The 18,255-nt window shown below is 45.4% G+C and carries 16 protein-coding genes, 1 tRNA gene and 1 pseudogene; 9 read left to right on the plus strand and 9 right to left on the minus strand.

Annotated elements, in window-relative coordinates; translation table 11 throughout:
- Window positions 1-26: 26 nt before the first annotated feature.
- Complete coding sequence (aqpZ, locus tag CAL7507_RS16035; protein ID WP_015129527.1) at window positions 27-794, minus strand: aquaporin Z; 768 nt, start codon at window positions 792-794, stop codon at window positions 27-29.
- Window positions 795-1,365: 571 nt separating this feature from the next.
- Between aqpZ and CAL7507_RS16040 the strand changes: the two genes are divergently transcribed.
- Window positions 1,366-2,355 (plus strand): ribonuclease Z, encoded by a 990-nt coding sequence (locus CAL7507_RS16040; protein ID WP_015129528.1) that lies wholly within the window; start codon window positions 1,366-1,368, stop codon window positions 2,353-2,355.
- Window positions 2,356-2,425: 70 nt separating this feature from the next.
- On the opposite strand, the gene CAL7507_RS16045 is transcribed toward CAL7507_RS16040, so the two are convergent.
- Window positions 2,426-3,364, minus strand: a complete 939-nt coding sequence (locus CAL7507_RS16045; protein WP_015129529.1) for a phosphoribulokinase — start codon at window positions 3,362-3,364, stop codon at window positions 2,426-2,428.
- 401 nt (window positions 3,365-3,765) lie between these two features.
- Here CAL7507_RS16045 and CAL7507_RS16050 point away from each other — a divergent pair, with 401 nt between their 5' ends.
- Window positions 3,766-4,428 (plus strand): class I SAM-dependent methyltransferase, encoded by a 663-nt coding sequence (locus tag CAL7507_RS16050; RefSeq protein WP_015129530.1) that lies wholly within the window; start codon window positions 3,766-3,768, stop codon window positions 4,426-4,428.
- 1,028 nt (window positions 4,429-5,456) lie between these two features.
- Here CAL7507_RS16050 and CAL7507_RS16055 read toward each other — a convergent pair.
- The 5 genes from CAL7507_RS16055 to CAL7507_RS16075 form a co-directional block, all read right to left on the minus strand.
- Window positions 5,457-6,323, minus strand: coding sequence for a bile acid:sodium symporter family protein (locus CAL7507_RS16055; protein ID WP_015129531.1), 867 nt, complete (start codon window positions 6,321-6,323; stop codon window positions 5,457-5,459).
- Between the two features lie 334 nt (window positions 6,324-6,657).
- Window positions 6,658-9,012 (minus strand): arylsulfatase, encoded by a 2,355-nt coding sequence (locus tag CAL7507_RS16060; RefSeq protein ID WP_015129532.1) that lies wholly within the window; start codon window positions 9,010-9,012, stop codon window positions 6,658-6,660.
- Window positions 9,013-9,087: 75 nt separating this feature from the next.
- Window positions 9,088-9,525, minus strand: a complete 438-nt coding sequence (locus CAL7507_RS16065) for a YidH family protein (RefSeq protein WP_015129533.1) — start codon at window positions 9,523-9,525, stop codon at window positions 9,088-9,090.
- A complete protein-coding gene (locus tag CAL7507_RS16070) occupies window positions 9,525-10,826 on the minus strand; it encodes a cytochrome P450 (protein WP_015129534.1) in 1,302 nt (433 codons plus the stop codon). The genes CAL7507_RS16065 and CAL7507_RS16070 overlap by 1 nt, the downstream gene beginning before the upstream one ends.
- Before the next feature lie 334 nt (window positions 10,827-11,160).
- The gene (locus CAL7507_RS16075; RefSeq protein ID WP_042341364.1) at window positions 11,161-12,021 is read right to left on the minus strand and encodes a bile acid:sodium symporter family protein; all 861 of its coding nucleotides are present in this window, start codon (window positions 12,019-12,021) and stop codon (window positions 11,161-11,163) included.
- 470 nt (window positions 12,022-12,491) lie between these two features.
- Between CAL7507_RS16075 and CAL7507_RS32395 the strand changes: the two genes are divergently transcribed.
- The 6 genes and pseudogenes from CAL7507_RS32395 to CAL7507_RS33705 all read left to right on the plus strand — a co-directional run.
- The gene (locus tag CAL7507_RS32395) at window positions 12,492-12,668 is read left to right on the plus strand and encodes a transposase (protein ID WP_015129535.1); all 177 of its coding nucleotides are present in this window, start codon (window positions 12,492-12,494) and stop codon (window positions 12,666-12,668) included.
- A gap of 57 nt (window positions 12,669-12,725) precedes the next feature.
- Window positions 12,726-12,890, plus strand: coding sequence for an IS1 family transposase (locus CAL7507_RS33700; RefSeq protein ID WP_083862955.1), 165 nt, complete (start codon window positions 12,726-12,728; stop codon window positions 12,888-12,890).
- 39 nt (window positions 12,891-12,929) lie between these two features.
- Window positions 12,930-13,481: a hypothetical protein gene (locus tag CAL7507_RS16080; protein ID WP_015129536.1), complete on the plus strand. Its 552-nt coding sequence runs from the start codon at window positions 12,930-12,932 to the stop codon at window positions 13,479-13,481.
- 19 nt (window positions 13,482-13,500) lie between these two features.
- On the plus strand, window positions 13,501-14,826 hold the full coding sequence (locus CAL7507_RS16085; protein WP_015129537.1) for a dyp-type peroxidase: 1,326 nt from the start codon (window positions 13,501-13,503) through the stop codon (window positions 14,824-14,826).
- Window positions 14,827-14,864: 38 nt separating this feature from the next.
- The gene (locus tag CAL7507_RS16090; protein WP_015129538.1) at window positions 14,865-15,893 is read left to right on the plus strand and encodes a hypothetical protein; all 1,029 of its coding nucleotides are present in this window, start codon (window positions 14,865-14,867) and stop codon (window positions 15,891-15,893) included.
- A 171-nt stretch (window positions 15,894-16,064) separates the two neighbouring features.
- Window positions 16,065-16,187, plus strand: a pseudogene (locus CAL7507_RS33705) (Tn3 family transposase); the annotation flags it as partial.
- A gap of 159 nt (window positions 16,188-16,346) precedes the next feature.
- Here the strand turns inward: CAL7507_RS33705 and CAL7507_RS16095 are convergent.
- Window positions 16,347-17,240: a rhodanese-related sulfurtransferase gene (locus CAL7507_RS16095; protein WP_015129539.1), complete on the minus strand. Its 894-nt coding sequence runs from the start codon at window positions 17,238-17,240 to the stop codon at window positions 16,347-16,349.
- 72 nt (window positions 17,241-17,312) lie between these two features.
- On the opposite strand from CAL7507_RS16095, the gene CAL7507_RS16100 reads away from it, so the two are divergent.
- Window positions 17,313-17,385 (plus strand) — tRNA-Ala (locus tag CAL7507_RS16100).
- 9 nt (window positions 17,386-17,394) lie between these two features.
- Here CAL7507_RS16100 and CAL7507_RS16105 read toward each other — a convergent pair.
- Window positions 17,395-18,051: a DUF938 domain-containing protein gene (locus CAL7507_RS16105; protein ID WP_015129540.1), complete on the minus strand. Its 657-nt coding sequence runs from the start codon at window positions 18,049-18,051 to the stop codon at window positions 17,395-17,397.
- Between the last annotated feature and the right edge of the window lie 204 nt (window positions 18,052-18,255).

Consider the following 18,255-nt stretch of genomic DNA (forward strand, 5'->3'; position numbering starts at 1 on the left):
TCTCCACCCCCTGTCCCCTGCCCCTATTAAGCCACCTCAGAGAGTTCCCTTTCCGCCGGGTTTCGGGCTTCCAAAACCTGAGAATAGAAAACTCCCGCCAATGCTCCCCCCACGATTGGTGCTAACCAAAATAGCCACAACTGTTGTAGTGCCCAACCACCAACGAAAATTGCCGGGCCTAAGCTACGAGCAGGATTTACGGATGTGTTGGTTACGGGGATACTAATTAAATGAATTAGTGTTAAAGCCAGACCAATAGCGACAGGAGCTAAACCCTGAGGAGCAGTGCGTTCAGTCGCACCCAGAATAATAATTAAGAAAAAGAAAGTGAGTAGCAACTCAGCGATCAAACAAGCCAACAGCGAATATTTTCCTGGAGAATGTTCACCATAGCCATTAGCAGCAAAACCGCTTTGAACAAGGTTAAACCCTGGTTTTCCGCTAGCAATTAAAGCTAAAACTCCAGCAGATGCGATCGCACCAAATACCTGAGAACCAATATAGACAAATAGCTCAGAACTGGGAAACCGCCTTGCAGCCCAAAGACCAACAGAAACTGCCGGATTAAAGTGACCACCAGAAATTGTCCCAACAGCATAAAGTATAGTCAGTAGCGTCAGACCAAAAGCCAGAGAAACTCCCACTAAACCAATACCTAGGGGAAATGCTGTATTTGAGCCAATCCTAACGTTATCTGCTGTAAACGCCGCCGCCAGCACCGCACTGCCGCAACCACCAAAAACTAGCCAAAAAGTTCCGATGAACTCAGCTATACAACGCTTCGTTAGTGACATTTTTATGAACGCGCCAGAAAATTTATTCATGGATGAGCAAATATTACCAACCAGCTTTCTAGTCCGCTAACTTGGTTTAAATTTCTTCACTTAGTGAATTTTTTGTAAAGTAATAGATTGTGATGATATAAAACTACTATTTGATTTTTGAACAAAATTAAGTATCGTAGGGTGCGTTAGGATGAAATCCGTAACGCACTAAATCATTGATGATGGTGCGTTACGCTGTCGCTAACGCACCCTACGTATCTTTTCAAAAATCAAACCAGATTCCTAATATTTACAAATAATGTTGTATAACATTCTCAAAAGTCTGAAAGCTCAACAAGCGTGCCACTATAGATAATATAGGACTCATATTTGATTTGTGAAATATACGTAGGCGAGCCACTGCTCGACTAGGGTTCCCCAGCTTAAAGGAGCCAGCCGTGTGGGCGGGTTTCCCGACTTGAGCGGACTGGCGTCAAGTGGCGTTGGGCATTGCCCACCCTACACTACTTAGATTTTTTCCATAATCAAATCGGATTCCTATAGAGCGGTAAAATAAGTAAAAGGAAGGCTAAAAAACGCTGTGCAGATAACATTTTTAGGGACAAGTTCCGGTGTACCCACAAGATCACGCAATGTTTCCAGTGTTGCCCTGAGATTACCGCAAAGGGCAGAAATGTGGTTATTCGACTGTGGCGAAGGTACTCAGCATCAACTTTTGCGGAGTGATCTCAAAAGTAGCCAACTATCCCGAATTTTTATCACTCACATGCACGGCGACCATATCTTTGGCTTGATGGGACTGTTAGCTAGTTGTGGACTGGCTGGAAATGTAGAAAAAATAGATATTTATGGGCCATCTGGATTAAATGAATATATCCAAGCTGCCTTACGTTATTCCCACACACACTTTTCCTATCCAGTTAAAATTCATGCTATCCGTCCAGGGGTAATTTATGAAGATGATGAATTTACTGTTAGCTGCGGTCAATTGCATCACCGAATTCCGGCTTTTGGCTATCGTATAGTAGAACGAGACCGCGCCGGACGCTTTGACGTGGAAAAAGCCAAAGAATTGCAAATTCCCCCCGGTCGCGTTTATGGTCAACTCAAGCGTGGCGAAACAGTCACCTTGGCAGATGGACGGGTGATTCATGGCGACCAATTGTGTGGCCCCACAGAAATTGGGCGCAAAATCGCCTATTGCACAGACACAATTTATTGCGAGGGTGCGGTGCAATTGGCACAGGATGCAGATGTGTTAATTCACGAAGCCACCTTTGCCCATCAAGATGCAGACATGGCTTTTCAACGCTTGCATTCCACCAGCACAATGGCCGCGCAAACAGCTTTAGCGGCTCAAGCACATGGGTTAATTATGACCCATTTCAGCCCACGCTATGCTCCGGGTAATGTTCTAGATTTGAAAGATTTGCTGAAAGAAGCTCGTGCTATTTTCCCGAAGACAGAGATGGCTTATGATTTCATGATTTACGACGTACCGAGGCGGCGGGAAGCAGTTAAACACTCTCAGCCTGATCAAAGCGATCGCGTAGTTCGTCAAAATAAATGATTGGCCCTTTGGGTACAATTTGATTAATTCAACAGCCTAACACGCGATCGCAAATCCTCATCTTTGCTGGTTACTGGTATGTTTGCGTTGCCTTTAGCATGTGATAAGTAATAATCAATTGAGTCAGAGCCAGAGGGTAACTTTGGATTGTTTCTCCGGTTGTCCCGGCGATTTTACCGAGTTCCGGATTACTTTCGCGATCGCATATACTCCTTAAGTGGGGCATATCGGAACAAATAATATGCTCTAGCTTGTTCACTTGTTCTAAGGTTGCATGACCATCAACCTCTAAGACATCTACGGGCTTACTCATATCCCTATCTAGTCCTAGGCGAATGGCTGACTGCGAATCACCGTTACCAAATTTGATAATCGAGGTAAAATCTGGATGGGGAATTGTAGGACGTAATACCAGACGCACATTTAGGTGTCCATTGGTTTCATTCAGTTCCTCCTGGGGTGGATAAAAACTGATGACTATATCTGACCATTGCCTTTGGGGGCGGATAAACTGCTCAGAATCTGGTTCGCGCTTTTCTAGTTCTGCCAGTACTTGCTCAGGAGTGTAACCCCGCTTTAAAGTGTCTCGCTTAACTTTCCAACTGGCGCGTAGTGATTCGGGCGGCGCTAGGTAAACTTTTACATCGTAGGCATCACGAGCAGCACGGGTAGAATAACCGAGTAATCCCTCAATAATCACGAATTTACTGGGTTTAATGTATTGCGGTGGCTCAAATGTACCAGTTTTGTGGCTATAGACTGGTTTGAGAATTGACTGTCCCGTGCGTAGCAGCGATAGGTGCTGCTGCATAATATCTAGATAGTTACAATCTGGATGGAGGGCAGTAATACCGATTTCCGCCCGTTGTTGGCGATCGTAACGGTGGTAATCGTCCGTACAAATGAGTGTGACATTTTCTGGCCCGAGTACCTGAGCTATCCCTCTAGTCAGTGTTGTTTTACCTGCGGCGCTATCACCGACAATACCAAGAATTATTGGACGGCTCATTAATACCCTCCCCCATAACAAGAGCAAGTCTAAAAATAACTGATAATCTTTTCAATTTTAGAAGGGAATTTGACAAGGAACTCAAGGAACATGCTGTATGCAACATCTCTACACATATGGGGACTGGGGACTTCCGAATTTTAGATTTTAAATTTTGGATTTTGGATTGTTTTTGGTTCAAGCCCCGCCCCTTGTAGAGCCACTGCGGTCTTGGGGGTTTCCCCCATGAGCAAGTGGCGTGGCGGAATCAATCTAAAATCGTTGACCCTGAGCGAAGCCGAAGGGTCAATTTAAAATCCCCAAGCTGCATCCCTTTATGGGTGCAGTCAATACTAAAATCTAAAACTTGTACTGAGCTTGCCGAAGTATCCAAAATCCAAAATCCAATTGACCCTTAACCAATGACAAACCAAACACTGGGACTTGAACAACAGCTATATGAATATTTACTATCTGTGTCTTTGCGGGAACCAGAAATTCTAACTCAATTGCGACAAGAAACAGCCCAGCATCCTATGGCTAGGATGCAAATTGCACCTGAACAAGGGCATTTTTTAGCGTTGTTGGTGCAGTTGCTAGGAGCGAAAAAAACTTTAGAATTAGGTGTATTTACAGGCTACAGTGCGCTGGTGGTGGCTTTGGCGTTACCAAGTGCAGGTAAAGTGGTAGCTTGTGATGTCAGTGAAGAGTTTACTACGATCGCTCGGCGTTATTGGCAACAAGCAGGGGTGGCAGATAAAATTGATCTGCACATCGCCCCAGCACTAGAAACTTTAGATAAATTGCTGCAGGCAGGTGAAGCTGATAGCTTTGATTTTGTGTTCATCGATGCGGATAAGAGCAACTATGAAAACTATTATGAGCGATCGCTACAACTAATTCGTCCGGGGGGACTGATAGCGATCGATAATGTTCTCTGGTCAGGCAGAGTCGCAGATCCCCAAATCAAAGACAATAGAACTAAAAAAATTCGTGCCTTTAATCAGAAACTGCACCAAGACCAACGAGTCACCCTCAGTTTAATCCCGATTGCCGATGGTTTAACCCTGGTACGGAAAAGTTGAATGGGGACTGGTGGGAGCAGGGAGCAGGGGGAAAGAATTAGAGACAAATCATTTGTATCAGGTATTTCGTGAAATGGTATAAGGACAGAAACTTCATTCCTAACGACAGCAACTTTGTTCCTAACGACAGCAACTTCATTCCTAAGGACAGCAACTTTGTTCCTAACGACAGCAACTTCATTCCTAACGACAGCAACTTCATTCCTAACGACAGCAACTTTGTTCCTAACGACAGCAACTTTATAGCATTTCTCGACAAGCGTGAGGTACATCGGTAAGGGCATGGCACTGCCATGCCCCTACACAGCGTGATATATTTTTGTACTTCATTTGAATGGAAAGCGCTATAGCCCGCTTCTGTCACTCTCCGAAAACTTTTGCCATTTCTGAATTCTAGAGCTTTTGTATAGCAGGCGTTTGCGCGATTCTTTTCTAATAACAAATACAAGACCAACTTTTTTCTAATAGAATAGCTTGTATTGATTGCCTCATCGGGCTTCTAGCGATCGCCCTCCCGGAGAGTGACAGAACAGGGATAGTAACCTGCAATTCTGATTGAAATGAGAGTAGTGCCGTACTCTCGTCTAACACACCCTACTGGCGTGACAAGACTAAAATGATGCAATAAAATTGTAGGTTGGGTGGAGGCTTTGCGTAACCCAACGCCCTGATCAATGTTGGGTTGCGCTCCGCTTCACCCAACCTACGTCTAACGCAATATTTTAGTCGTGTCGCACCACTACTTTTGCACTTTATTTAGGTGATTTCTAGAAATAATTTTACCAATTTCCGGGCAAACAACCGTTTGCCCCTACGGTTCACTCACAATTGCCTGGTAATTTCTATTCTGGGAATCTCCTTAATCCACATTCCTAAGGGCATGGAGCCGAGATCCCTGCAAATTCGGAAATAGAGGCTGGAAACACCTGATATGTATAGTTTTCAGCTTATTTAATCCCTCTAGTTTTTAACGAATACAGAATGCTGAATTTAGTACACAGTTACTAATAAACCCGATTTTTGATCTCTCAAATACCAACATTTGGGCTAGTTTTGGCTAATCTATGTTTATTCCAGATTGAGTAGGGAACACCTATAAAAGCTCCCAAAATTACATAAGCCACCAGTGTCGGAATCACCATCTGCTGTACATGATTCAAAATAGCGATAAACAAAGCTAAACCAAAATTACGAGCAATACAGAAAATCGCCAAGGTAGCTCGCATATCATCATCGAGTCTGCCTAAGGTGTGTCCAATTCCTAGAGAGGCAATCACCATAATTGCGATCGCTACGAGTGGTAATTGCCCAACTCTGGAAAACAGTGGCAGCCCTAAGATGCACACTAAAACAACCATTACTAAAAAGAGACTGTTAGCAATAAAAGTCAAGGGTTTAGCAATCTGTTGGGTAAATGTAGGCGCGAACTTTTGCATCAAAATACCGAGACTGACAGGTAATAACTGCACCATAATCACTTGTCGGGCAACGTCCACAATTGCTACTTTTTGGGAAATACTCTCAAATAAGGTGGCAAAAATCGCCAAAGTGATGGGAGTAACAAAAACCGCAAATATTGCCAGAGTTAGCTGAAGACTCGCTGAGTAGTGGAAGCTGCCTCCAGCCTGTTGCGATCGCTTTGTGGTCAGAGGCGCACCTGGAGAAGCTGCCAACAAGGCCAATCCTATCATTACTTCCGGTGGTAAGTTCAACAGTTTCAGCAGTAGAATAACCACCAGCGGCACTAGCACAACAACCGCTAAAAGCGCACGGAATACTAAGGCAGGTTTTCGCCAGAAGGAGCGCATCTTTTCAAAAGAGAGGTTGCACCCTATGGCTAACATCAGAGAAAAAATAGTGACTTTAACGAGAATCAGTAATAAGGGATGTTGCATGGCTTGTAAATGCTTGATCCTGGGAAATGAAAAATCACTAAAAGATTCCGAAATCGCCCTGAATCAGGACAAAAATTAGCCAGCAAACTAACAGATTTAACTAATAAATTTTCAATTAAACTGTACTCATAGCTGACTTATAAACACAAACAAATTACTCTGCATCCCCCTCTCAAGAAATTCTTCTGAGGGAGTACATCTTTGTGGCTGGGTATTCCTTTCTTTGGCATCAAGAATACCGTGAATTCTATATCAATACTGTAGCCAAATTACGAGGGTTAAACGGCTGAAAGTATTGATATATAACTCTATTCAGAGTGGAGTTATTGACTCTCTACTGTCGTGCCAGAATGGTACGCATTTCAGCTTCCTTATCTTGAATCAAATCTCCACTAACATCCACTATCACACTATAAATCTTGCCCGTAAACTTGAAGGGCGGTTCATAATCGGGTGTTACAGGCGCACCAGGGGCAATTCCACAAGTCACACCACTGGTCAGACCTAGTGCTAAGGGAGTAGTTACAGGAACATCAGCTTGCCCAACTAATTTCCCATCGATATAAAGTTCGGCGCGACCTGGTGTTCCTTTCCCCTTGGCTAAATCTGGTTGACCCGTGACTTTAAACTCAAAGCGCAACTGGTGACGACCTTCCGGCACAGATGACCCAGACTCGACATGATACAGCGATCGCGCTACATAATTATGAACCCAGTGCAGTTTGCCATCTTTGACATAGAAGGAGTAGCCACTATCATTACCTCCATGAGCCAGTAATACTCCTTCTGCGCCACCTGTGGGAATTTCCACATCAGCCGTAATACTGTGAGAACGATTAAGCAACTTGACGGCACTATTGGCTGGGATTGCTTGAGTATCAGGATAGTAAGTATAGCGGCTACGATTGACGGCAATCTGAGGACGTTCTTCTGCAAATCGTTGTACGCCTCTGCCATCCACAGGCAACACATTGTATTTACCCGCCTCTACGTACCAAGTGGCAATCATTTCAATTAATTTAGGGCGATTATCAGCCGCAATATTATGATTTTCCGCAAAATCTGAGGCGACGTGATACAGCTCCCAATGATGGGTATCCAAATCCGTCAGAGTTTGGGCCGAAATGGCCGCACCAAAAAACTGACCTGCTTCTGCAAATGAGGGGCCAGGCCAAGGACAAACCGCCCGCCAACCATCATAGTAAAGAGAACGATGTCCCATCATCTCGAAATATTGGGTCAGGTGCTTAGTAGGTACGGTACTATGATTAAAAGTATGGGCAAAACTGACACCTTCAATGGGAGATTGAGTAACACCCTTAATCGTTGTTGGTGGTTCAATTTCCAGTAATTCCAGCACAGTCGGTACTAGGTCAATAGCATGAGCGTACTGAGTACGGATTTCACCTTTTGCCTCAATGCCTTGATTCCAATGGACTATCAAGGGATCGCTGATTCCACCCCGATAAGTTTCCCGTTTCCAACGACGGAAAGGCGTATTACCTGCCCAAGTCCAACCCCAAGCATAATGGTTGAAAGTTTCTGGACTGCCTAGCTTATCTAGTGCCTTGAGATTTTCCTCTAGGGATTCTGGCACATTGTTAAAAAAGAGGTTCTCATTAACTGAACCAGTTGGTCCCCCTTCAGAACTTGCCCCATTGTCCGAGATGACTATAATTACAGTATTCTCGAACTCGCCGATCGCTTTGAGGAAGTCGAGCAAGCGACCGATATGGTGGTCAGTGTGGGTTAAAAAGCCAGCATATACTTCCATCATCCGGGCATAAAGCCGTTTTTCTGCGGCTGAGAGGGAATCCCAGTGCGGGACATCGGGATCATGGCGGGAGAGTTCGGCATCGGTGGGGACAATTCCCATTTCCTGCTGATGGGCAAAAACCTTTTCCCTGTAAGCTTCCCAGCCATCATGAAACTGTCCGGCGTAGGCATCAGCCCATTCTTTCGGCACATGATGGGGGGCGTGCATCGCACCAGGACAGAAATACATGAAAAAGGGTTTATTGGGGGCAACCTGCTTGGCATCAGCAATAAAGCTAATTGCCTTGTCTGCCAAGTCTGCGGTCAAATGGTAGCCTTCTGCGGGGGTCTTTTCTGGCTTAACGGTGTGGTTGTCATAAACCAAATCTGGATAATACTGGTGGGTTTCTCCGCCTAGAAAACCATAAAAACGTTCAAAACCGCGACCAAGAGGCCAGCGATCATAGGGACCGGCCGCAGATATTTGGTCTGCGGGGGTTAAATGCCATTTGCCGATCGCATAAGTGTTATAACCCTTCTGTAATAATATCTCCGAGAGAAACCCATTCTCAAAAGGAATATTCCCATTACCACCCGGATAACCCGTAGAACCTTCTGTAATGCAGGACATGGCGTTGGAATGGTGATTGCGCCCAGTTAGAAGGCAAGAACGGGTGGGTGAACACAACGCCGTCGTATGTAGATTGTTGTAGCGCAAGCCATTGGCAGCTAGTGCGTCTAGGTTGGGTGTTTTGATGGGACTTCCGTAACATCCAAATTGTCCAAAACCTGTATCATCGAAAACGATAAATAGGACGTTTGGTGTACCTTCTTTGGCTCGCAACGGTTCTGGCCAAGCTGGACTGGATTTATCAACTGTCCGACCGATGACACCGGGGAAAGTATTTCCGGGTTTGTATTCACGCAGAGACATAAATCTGACCTCTTGAGAATATGTAATTTTTAACAAAAGCCCCGAAATTCTATCTCCTCTTTAGGAGAGGTTAATTTATAAATTCATTGCCCTAATTAGCACACCAATAAAACTAACTAAGCCAATTATGAGTAAAGCCACTCCGATAATTTCCGCACTGTGAGAGGTTTCGTAGGTATAGCGATTATTTTGGATTTGTTTAAGTAACCGATGGTGTTCTCTCAACCCTAAAACCATTGCCAACATTCCTGTACCAATGAAAGACAACCCCACAATCACCGAAAATCTGACTGGGTTAAGATGATGACTAAGACGAGTATTTTCAATCGCACTCACAATGGTGGGAATACCAAAACCAAAACCAATCAACGAAAGACAGGTGCGTATCCACGCCATTAATGTGCGGTCTGCTGCTGCCCGACTGCGGTATTTAGCTAGTTCTGTCCGATCTGCTGCTAAGTCATTGGTAGATAACTTTTCAGGTATTTCTGAGTTTATGGGTAGCTGACTCATTAGAACCGCACAGGTAAAGCATCAAATCCCTTAAAAACTAAGGTACTACGACGGGGAAGGGGGGGTCTTGTCGAATCAAACTGAAGATTTGGGAACCGCTTCAGCAAAGTAGAGAAGCAAATATTTAATTCCATCCGAGCCAAAACTGCACCTAGACAGAAATGGATACCAGGGCCAAACCCTAAATGTTCATTAGGCGATCGCTCAATGTCAAAATTGTCTGGTAGAGGAAATTTTGCTGGGTCGTGATTAGCTGCTGCTAATCCCAAAGCAATCACACTACCTGCGGGAATTTTTTGACCACCAATTTCTATATCTTCTTTGGCAATGCGAAACACAAAGGACACCGAACTGTCATAGCGGATGATTTCTTCAATCGCTGATGAGATAAGGGCGGGATTATCCTTGAGTTTCTGTAGCTGTTGGGGATGATTAAGCAAAGCTGATACCCCATTGGGGATTAAATCAGTAGTAGTTGAACGGCCAGCATTGAGAATGAGAATGCACAGGGAAGGTAATTCTGCAAAATCCAGGTTTTGCTCTGTGTAAGCCATTGTCAGCAAGCTAATCATATCTGTTCCTGGATTTTGACGGCGTTCAGCTACGAGCTGGTTAATGAAAGCCGTGAATTGAGCAGCACTAGTATCAGCTTTTTGCGCCAATTCTTCTATATTCTTACCAGATGGAGCGCCCCAGAAAGAACTGGTATCCGTTGCCCACTGAATTAGGTTAGCGCGATCGCTTTCTGGTACACCAAAAATCTTGGCGATAATTAAGCTAGGTAAGGGTACAGATAGGTCAGAGACAATATCCATATAACCCTGATGTTGCACTTGATCTAATAAGGTATCAGTCGTTTTTTGAATAATGCTCCGCCAGCTTTCTAAAGCACGGGTTGTAAAGCCTTGATTCGCTAGTTTTCTCATCCGCGAGTGATCAGGTGGATCTTTTTCAATCATCGAGTTACCCGTCAGTTGCAAAAAGTTTTGAATCAAACTGACATCTAGATTGCCCAATTGCTGAATAAACAAAGTCCGTCGGTTAGCACTAAGCCGTTCATCTCGCAAGGCAGCTTCTACATCTTGATATCGAGTTAAAATCCAGTAGCCCAAGGATGCTTCATAGTGAACTGGATCTTCTTCGCGGATACGTTTGTACAGTGGATAGGGATTAGCAATTACTTCTGGTGCAAATAAGTCATAAGTTAGGGACTGATGGCGTTTTGCTAAACCACTTTGGTTATCTTCTCCATTCAATCCTAAATGCTCTGGGGGAATTAATGGGGTAATAGGTGTATGCATAATTAGTAGGAGATGACGAGGTTTGCAGAGTAGGATTTATTTAGGCATTTTGAAGTTTTTCCATGCCCAAAAGTCTTTGCAACTCAACTATGAATGTTTTTCTCCTAATTTAGAGTTGGCGATCCCCCCACTGTAAAAGTTTGATAAATAATTTACCTCTGTCGAGCAAAAGATATACGTGCCATACAATTTCTACTTATGGAATGATTTGGGCAGAACTTTTTTATAGTAGCCTTTACGCGATGTGCGACTTATTGTTTCGTGACACAAGGCTGGTGTATAAACGATGGAAAAGAAAATTTTCTGGATTGACGGGTGGCTGACTCATAACGGGTTAGTTTTCCTGGGTTAATCCGGCTAATCTATGTTTATTCCAGATTGAGTAGGGAACACCTATAAAAGCTCCCAAAATTACATAAGCCACCAGTGTCGGAATCACCATCTGCTGTACATGATTCAAAATAGCGATAAACAAAGCTAAACCAAAATTACGAGCAATACAGAAAATCGCCAAGGTAGCTCGCATATCATCATCGAGTCTGCCTAAGGTGTGTCCAATTCCTAGAGAGGCAATCACCATAATTGCGATCGCTACGAGTGGTAATTGCCCAACTCTGGAAAACAGTGGCAGCCCTAAGATGCACACTAAAACAACCATTACTAAAAAGAGACTGTTAGCAATAAAAGTCAAGGGTTTAGCAATCTGTTGGGTAAATGTAGGCGCGAACTTTTGCATCAAAATACCGAGACTGACAGGTAATAACTGCACCATAATCACTTGTCGGGCAACGTCCACAATTGCTACTTTTTGGGAAATACTCTCAAATAAGGTGGCAAAAATCGCCAAAGTGATGGGAGTAACAAAAACCGCAAATATTGCCAGAGTTAGCTGAAGACTCGCTGAGTAGTGGAAGCTGCCTCCAGCCTGTTGCGATCGCTTTGTGGTCAGAGGCGCACCTGGAGAAGCTGCCAACAAGGCCAATCCTATCATTACTTCCGGTGGTAAGTTCAACAGTTTCAGCAGTAGAATAACCACCAGCGGCACTAGCACAACAACCGCTAAAAGCGCACGGAATACTAAGGCAGGTTTTCGCCAGAAGGAGAGCATCTTTTTAAAAGAGAGGTTGCACCCTATGGCTAACATTAGAGAAAAAATAGTGACTTTAACGAGTATCAGTAGTAAGGGATGGTGCATGGTTTTCAAATGACTGATCCTGGATGGTGAAAAATCACTACAAGATTCCGAAATTGCGCTAAAGCAGAACAACAATCAGCCAGCAAACTAACAGATTCTAGCAATTAAATTTATTCATAATGAATGTTCATATCCTGTTACTTCTTATAATGTATGGGCAGGTGAATAATGAATATTTGTGTATTTAATCTGATGACTGTTGAACAATTCTTGAAGTTACTTCTTAAAGTGACTCAATAGACATAGAAATTATCTATCAAACTGTACTCATAGCTGATTTATAAACAGAAATAAATCACTCTGCATCCTCCTAAAGAAATTGGAATTATCGTGTTGAAACTACTGCCTTATTAAGCCGATAGAGTGATTTGTATCTACCGAAAAGTATAGATCCGTTGGTAATGTGATCAAACTGTTGGAATACTGTAATAATAGAAGCCGGGGTTAAATAAGTGATTTAGGTCTGTCCTATGACCGTCCTGCTTCCTGATCTGGAAGGGATTGAAGAGTCCGAACTAGATGAAGTGTGGAGTTACGTAGGTGCTATCGATCGCCTGACAGGCAAAGTTTTAGCTTACGCATTTGGACAGTGTGTAAGACGAAGTATTTCTAAAGCTAAAAAATTGATTAGAGCCATTTGGTGTTAAGAAATACTGTACAGATGGTTGGGGAGCTTATGAACGGCATTTACGGAAAAACATGAGATTGGCAGGAGAAAGACTCAAAGAATTGCACATAAACATCTAAATTTAAGAACTCGGCTGAAGCGACTAGCTAGAAAAACAATTTGCTTTTCTAAGACTGAGGAAATGCATGACTTGGTTATTGGGTTCTTTATCAATCGCTACGAGTTTGGCTTAAACGTCTAACAACAGTTTAATAACGCCACCCAAGAAAGGAAGATTGATATGCACAACGATTGGACGAAACCCGCCGCTATGGCAATCCCAAAGGGGGGAGTCTTCGCACAGGAACAGGGAAGATACGGACCTATTTTTCCTAAGACTCCCGCGTGCTACGGCTTCACGATCATCGCAAAAATCAAGCCCGGCAGGGAGGAGACCATCCGCGAATATGGGAAGACGATCGAGAAGACCATCGCCGACTTACCGGACGGTCTTGCTGTGCTCAAACTGCATTACCTACGTTGGGTGCTGTTTGATATCGCCGAGGACACATACTTCATGTACCAGGGCATCTTCGACACAGACTTCGACAAATACACCGAGGACGCCGTTGCACTCTTTTCAAAGTACGGACTCAATACTGTTTTCGAGAATCTTGAGGGATTTCCCGAGGACTGGAAGACGAACACATCGGCGTTCATCCAATTCGTCCGTGAGCACCAATGTCCAAGCTTCCTTGAATACGGCGAGTATCCCTACGTAAGTTCCGACGAAATCAAGAAAGCCCTCAAACTCAAGGCGGCATTCTCCGACATGCTTGACCAGATGCAGTAATCCATCAGGAGGACTTGATATGCTTGAGTTTGACGACATTCAGCACATTCTGTTGACTCGTGTGCCTGCGCTCACCGGACGGTATGAATTTCTATCGTTCCGGAACCCTGCTGGTGGACGAGCATGGCTGGCTGCCATTCTTGAAAAGGTACAGTCGTCTGCGGAGGTTCGTGCTTCGGTCGAACAGGACAACCGATGGGTGAGCGTGGCCTTCACCTGGAACGGCCTGCGGGCGCTGGGTGTGGATGAGGCATCGCTGGCTACGTTTCCTGAGGAGTTCAAGCAGGGTATGGTGGCCCGCGCGGAGATCCTCGGCGACATCGGCGCGAATCATCCTGACAATTGGGTGGGAGGTGTGGCTAGTCCGGATCTCCATGCAATTGTGATTCTCTTTGCTCGCGATAACGCAGAGCGCGATCGCTGCAAGGCGGAGCACCAGCGACTTGTCGAGCAGTGCGAGGGCGTGCAAGTGATCTCGGCATTGGATCTGGAGGCAACCCCGCCTTTCAACTATGCACACGACCACTTCGGCTACCGCGATCGCCTCTCGCAGCCAGTCATCGAAGGATCGGGCGAAGAGCCGACGCCTGGTTCCGGTGCGCCGCTGAAGGCGGGCGAGTTCATCCTGGGTTACCCAGACGAATATGGTCCCCCTGCCAATCTACCGCAACCTGAGATCCTCTCCCGGAACGGTAGCTACATGGCCTATCGACGCCTACAGGAGCATATCATCGAGTTTCGTGACTTCCTGCGCCAGCACGGTCAGACGCCGGAAGAGCAGGAACTTGTGGCGGCGAAATTGATGGGTCGTTGGCGCAGCGGCGCACCGCTGGTGCTGTCACCAGACAAGGACGATCCAGCACTCGCCGTGGATATGCAGCGCAACAACGACTTTAACTATGCAACTATGGACCCGCATGGCTATGCCGTACCCCTCGGCTCCCATATCCGTCGCCTGAATCCTCGTGATACAGGGGCGAACATGAACCGGCGGCGGATGATCCGTCGTGGGGCGACCTACGGGCCACCACTCCCGGAAGATGCGCCGGAAGATGGGATAGAGCGTGGCATTGCTGCCTTCGTGATCTGCGCGAGCCTGATTCGTCAGTTCGAGTTCGCGCAGAACGTGTGGGTGAATGACAAGAACTTCCACGAACTCGGCAACGAGCGCGATCCGATTATCGGCACGCAGGACGGCACCCTTGACTTCAAGATCCCGAAGCGGCCAATCCGGAAAACCATCACGGGCATTCCGGCGTTCACCACGGTTCGGGGCGGGGCTTACTTCTTTCTACCTGGACTGAAGGCGCTTCGGTACCTGGCGTTACTGAGCAGTGGCAGGTAATTTTAGAATCCGATCAAATAAAAGGAATGGTGGTGAAAATGAGCAAGCTCAATCGAGTTGGGCGAACGTACAACCAGAACCATGTGCCGCGACCGTACACGCCGGACAAACGTCGGTTCAGCATTTACTGGACGTGGAGTTATCCTTGGGAAGCCAACCGAGATCTGACCGAATTGGATAACCGGTTTTCGACGATGACCGAAGTCCGTCGGGTCGGCTGGCCGAACTTTGAGGGATCTGAGTGGGATAAGATGAATTTCTTGCAGGGCATCGCTGGTACTCTGGAGCTATTCCACCGATCAACCATCGATTTTCAGCAAATCGTGGGCGAGATTACTGGGCAGCCGGTCGCCGTTTACCAACGCATTGACCAGGCAGGGTACAAACTCCTGATTGATGAAAGAATTCTGGCAGACACGGATACATTGATGGTGTTCGGTCTGGATCATCTCCTATCCGAGCAAGAGGCCGAGAAGGGAGAAATCGACGCGATCCGGGTGTGGCTTAACCGGGAAGGTACGTGCCTGCTCCTTGCGCCGCACCATGACGTGGGTTTCACGAGCGACATGCAGCAGCGCCAGATGGAGTATAAGCATCACGGCGACGAACTCGTGCCGCGCCAGCAGCGCTTCGGTCAGTACACGCGATCGCTGATGAAAGAACTCGAAGTGCCCGTACTTAATCAGTTTGGACTCCGGCCTGCTGTCGTACAAGGAAGCAACCAGATCGCACCCCTGACCATCAACAAGGATCTCGACAAACTAGGTTTGCTGAATGGAGTGACCACGTTCAACTTCCATCTGCATCTGCCCCACTACGCGCTGACGACAGAAGACACGAAGTCCATTCATGTTCTGGCAACGCAGCTGATCGATCTTTCCCGACCGCATCCGTTCACGGCGGAGGGAAATCGGGAATTCAATACGTGCATCTGGGTACCGCCGAATGATAACCGTGGCGGCGATATTTTGCTTGCCGACTCGACCATCTTCACCACACTATTCGGCGGCACGGAGAGTCTAGGACACTTTTGGCGGAACATGGCGAAACTGCGAATTAATGTCTAGGTGGCATAGAGCCAAGAACCCTGGAAAAGCGGAAATAGAGGCTGAAAAAGCCTGTCATATTAAGGTTTCAGTTTTTTGCTTCTTTGGTTTTACCAAACATGAGAAAGCTACAAGCAGACACAGCTGACGTACATAGTTACTAATTAATACAGTCAAGTCTTATGATAAAGCTGCCCAAAATGGGAAGCTGTGTATATTTTAGACGGGTTACTGAAAAATCTTTCCGATATTCAACCCGATACTCTCTATGCGGATACCCAAGGTCAGTCAGGTCCTGTATTTGCTATCTCTTATGCAACCTTTTGAGGCGGCTCTTCATCTTCCTCCTGAAATTTTTGAAACCTAGATATAGCAAGCTTTTTCAGCCTCTGTTTCCGTTTTTGCAGGGATCTCGGCTCTATGCCCTAAGGACAAATGACCAATGACAAATGACCAATGACCAATGACCAATGACTATTGACCCTTTAATTGCAACTGTCGCCATTTTTCTTGTTGACGCAATCTTTTTTCTTCAGTCAGGCTATCAAAACAGTAGGCACAGGAAATGCCTTCCTCATACTGGGGAGATACTTTATCCTCTCCAGAAATTGGTCGTCCACAACTGAGACATCGTTCACAACTTCCTGCTTCTAAGCCTTGACGAACAGCGACTCGTTCATCAAAGACAAAACATTCTCCTTCCCATAAACTTTCTGCTGCTGGAACTTCTTCTAAATATTTGAGAATGCCGCCTTTGAGGTGATAGACTTCTGCAAAGCCCTGAGCAAGCATAAAGGCTGAAGCTTTTTCACAGCGAATACCACCAGTACAAAACATTGCCACCTTTTTATGTTTGGTGGGGTCGAGGTTGTGACGAACATAATCTGGAAATTCTCGGAATGTGTTCGTTTGAGGATTTTGTGCCCTGGGAAAACTACCAATATTCACCTCATAATCGTTGCGGGTGTCAATCACAGTCACTTCTGGGTCAGAAATCAGGTCATTCCATTCCTGGGGATTGACATAAGTGCCAACTTGCTCATTGGGGTCAACTTCAGGTAAGCCCAAAGTGACAATTTCTGACTTTAATCGTACCTTCATCCGCTCAAACGGGGGGGTGTCAGCAGGAGATTCTTTGTGTTCTAGGTCTGTGAGACGAGGATCGGCACGGAGAAAATTGAGTACTGATTCAACTGCTTGATGTGAGCCGGCGATCGCACCATTAATACCTTCTTTTGCTAAGAGAATTGTCCCCTTAACGCCTTGCTCTTGACAATAAGCCAGCAAGGGGTCTTGTATCTGAGCAAAATCTGGCAGACTGACAAATTTATAGAATGCTACAACAATTTGGAGATTTTTTAGCTTCATCCCTATATAAATCGAACAATATCAGTTACAATCACAACAGCAGATAATAATTACCTACTTTTTTAATTTTACGGGGGTTTAGCTCAGTTGGTAGAGCGCCTGCTTTGCAAGCAGGATGTCAGCGGTTCGAGTCCGCTAACCTCCATTACAAGCATTATTCTAGCTTGGCATCACGCTCAAATATGACTGAAAGATTATTCGCTGGCATTTGGTAAGTCTGTTTCCAGCTTAGGTGTTGGGCGTTAGCAACTGCAACAACTTCTTCTAAATGACGCACACCCCACTCTGGATTTTGGGCGATTAAAGACTCGTCAAAAGCTGCATTACTTGGTGCTGTATTTTCTCCACCTTGTTTAAATGGGCCATATAAATAAAGGATGCCACCTGATGGTAGAATTCTTCCCGCACCCGCCATTAATCCCAAACAGGCAGACCAAGGCGCAATGTGAATCATATTAATGTTTGCGATCGCAGTAATTGGTGATCGCTTCAAGTCATTAGCAAAGGGAGCCGCTTCTACTGACCAAGTTGGCGAACTTGCATCAAGTTCTATTGGTGGATAAAGATTCTCGCTAGGAAAATGTTCCGCCCATGTGGCAATGCTGGCTCTTAATTGGGGATTGGGATCAGAAGGCAACCATTTACGAGGGCTGAGGCGTGGAGCAAAAAATACTGCATGTTCGCCAGTCCCACTTGCTATCTCCAAAATAGTCCCACTCTCAGGCAGGACTTTTAGAAGCACTTCTAGAATAGGTTGACAATTACGTTGTGTTGCAGGTGCGTATTTTCGTGCATCTTCTGGTGTGTTCATTTTATTTTCAGCACAAAATGTGTGATGTTCTAAGATTTAACTTTACGGAAAGTTTTGACACATTTGCTGTTCCCGATACATTACCTTAATTTCTTCTATCCCTTACGTATCGCAATTCAACATAGATATTCAAACACAACTAAATCAGATAAATGTAAAACAGCAAGTTTTTGATCATCTTTTTACCACTAAAAGCATCAGATT

The organism is Calothrix sp. PCC 7507 (genome assembly GCF_000316575.1).
In the GTDB taxonomy this organism is placed as follows: domain Bacteria; phylum Cyanobacteriota; class Cyanobacteriia; order Cyanobacteriales; family Nostocaceae; genus Fortiea.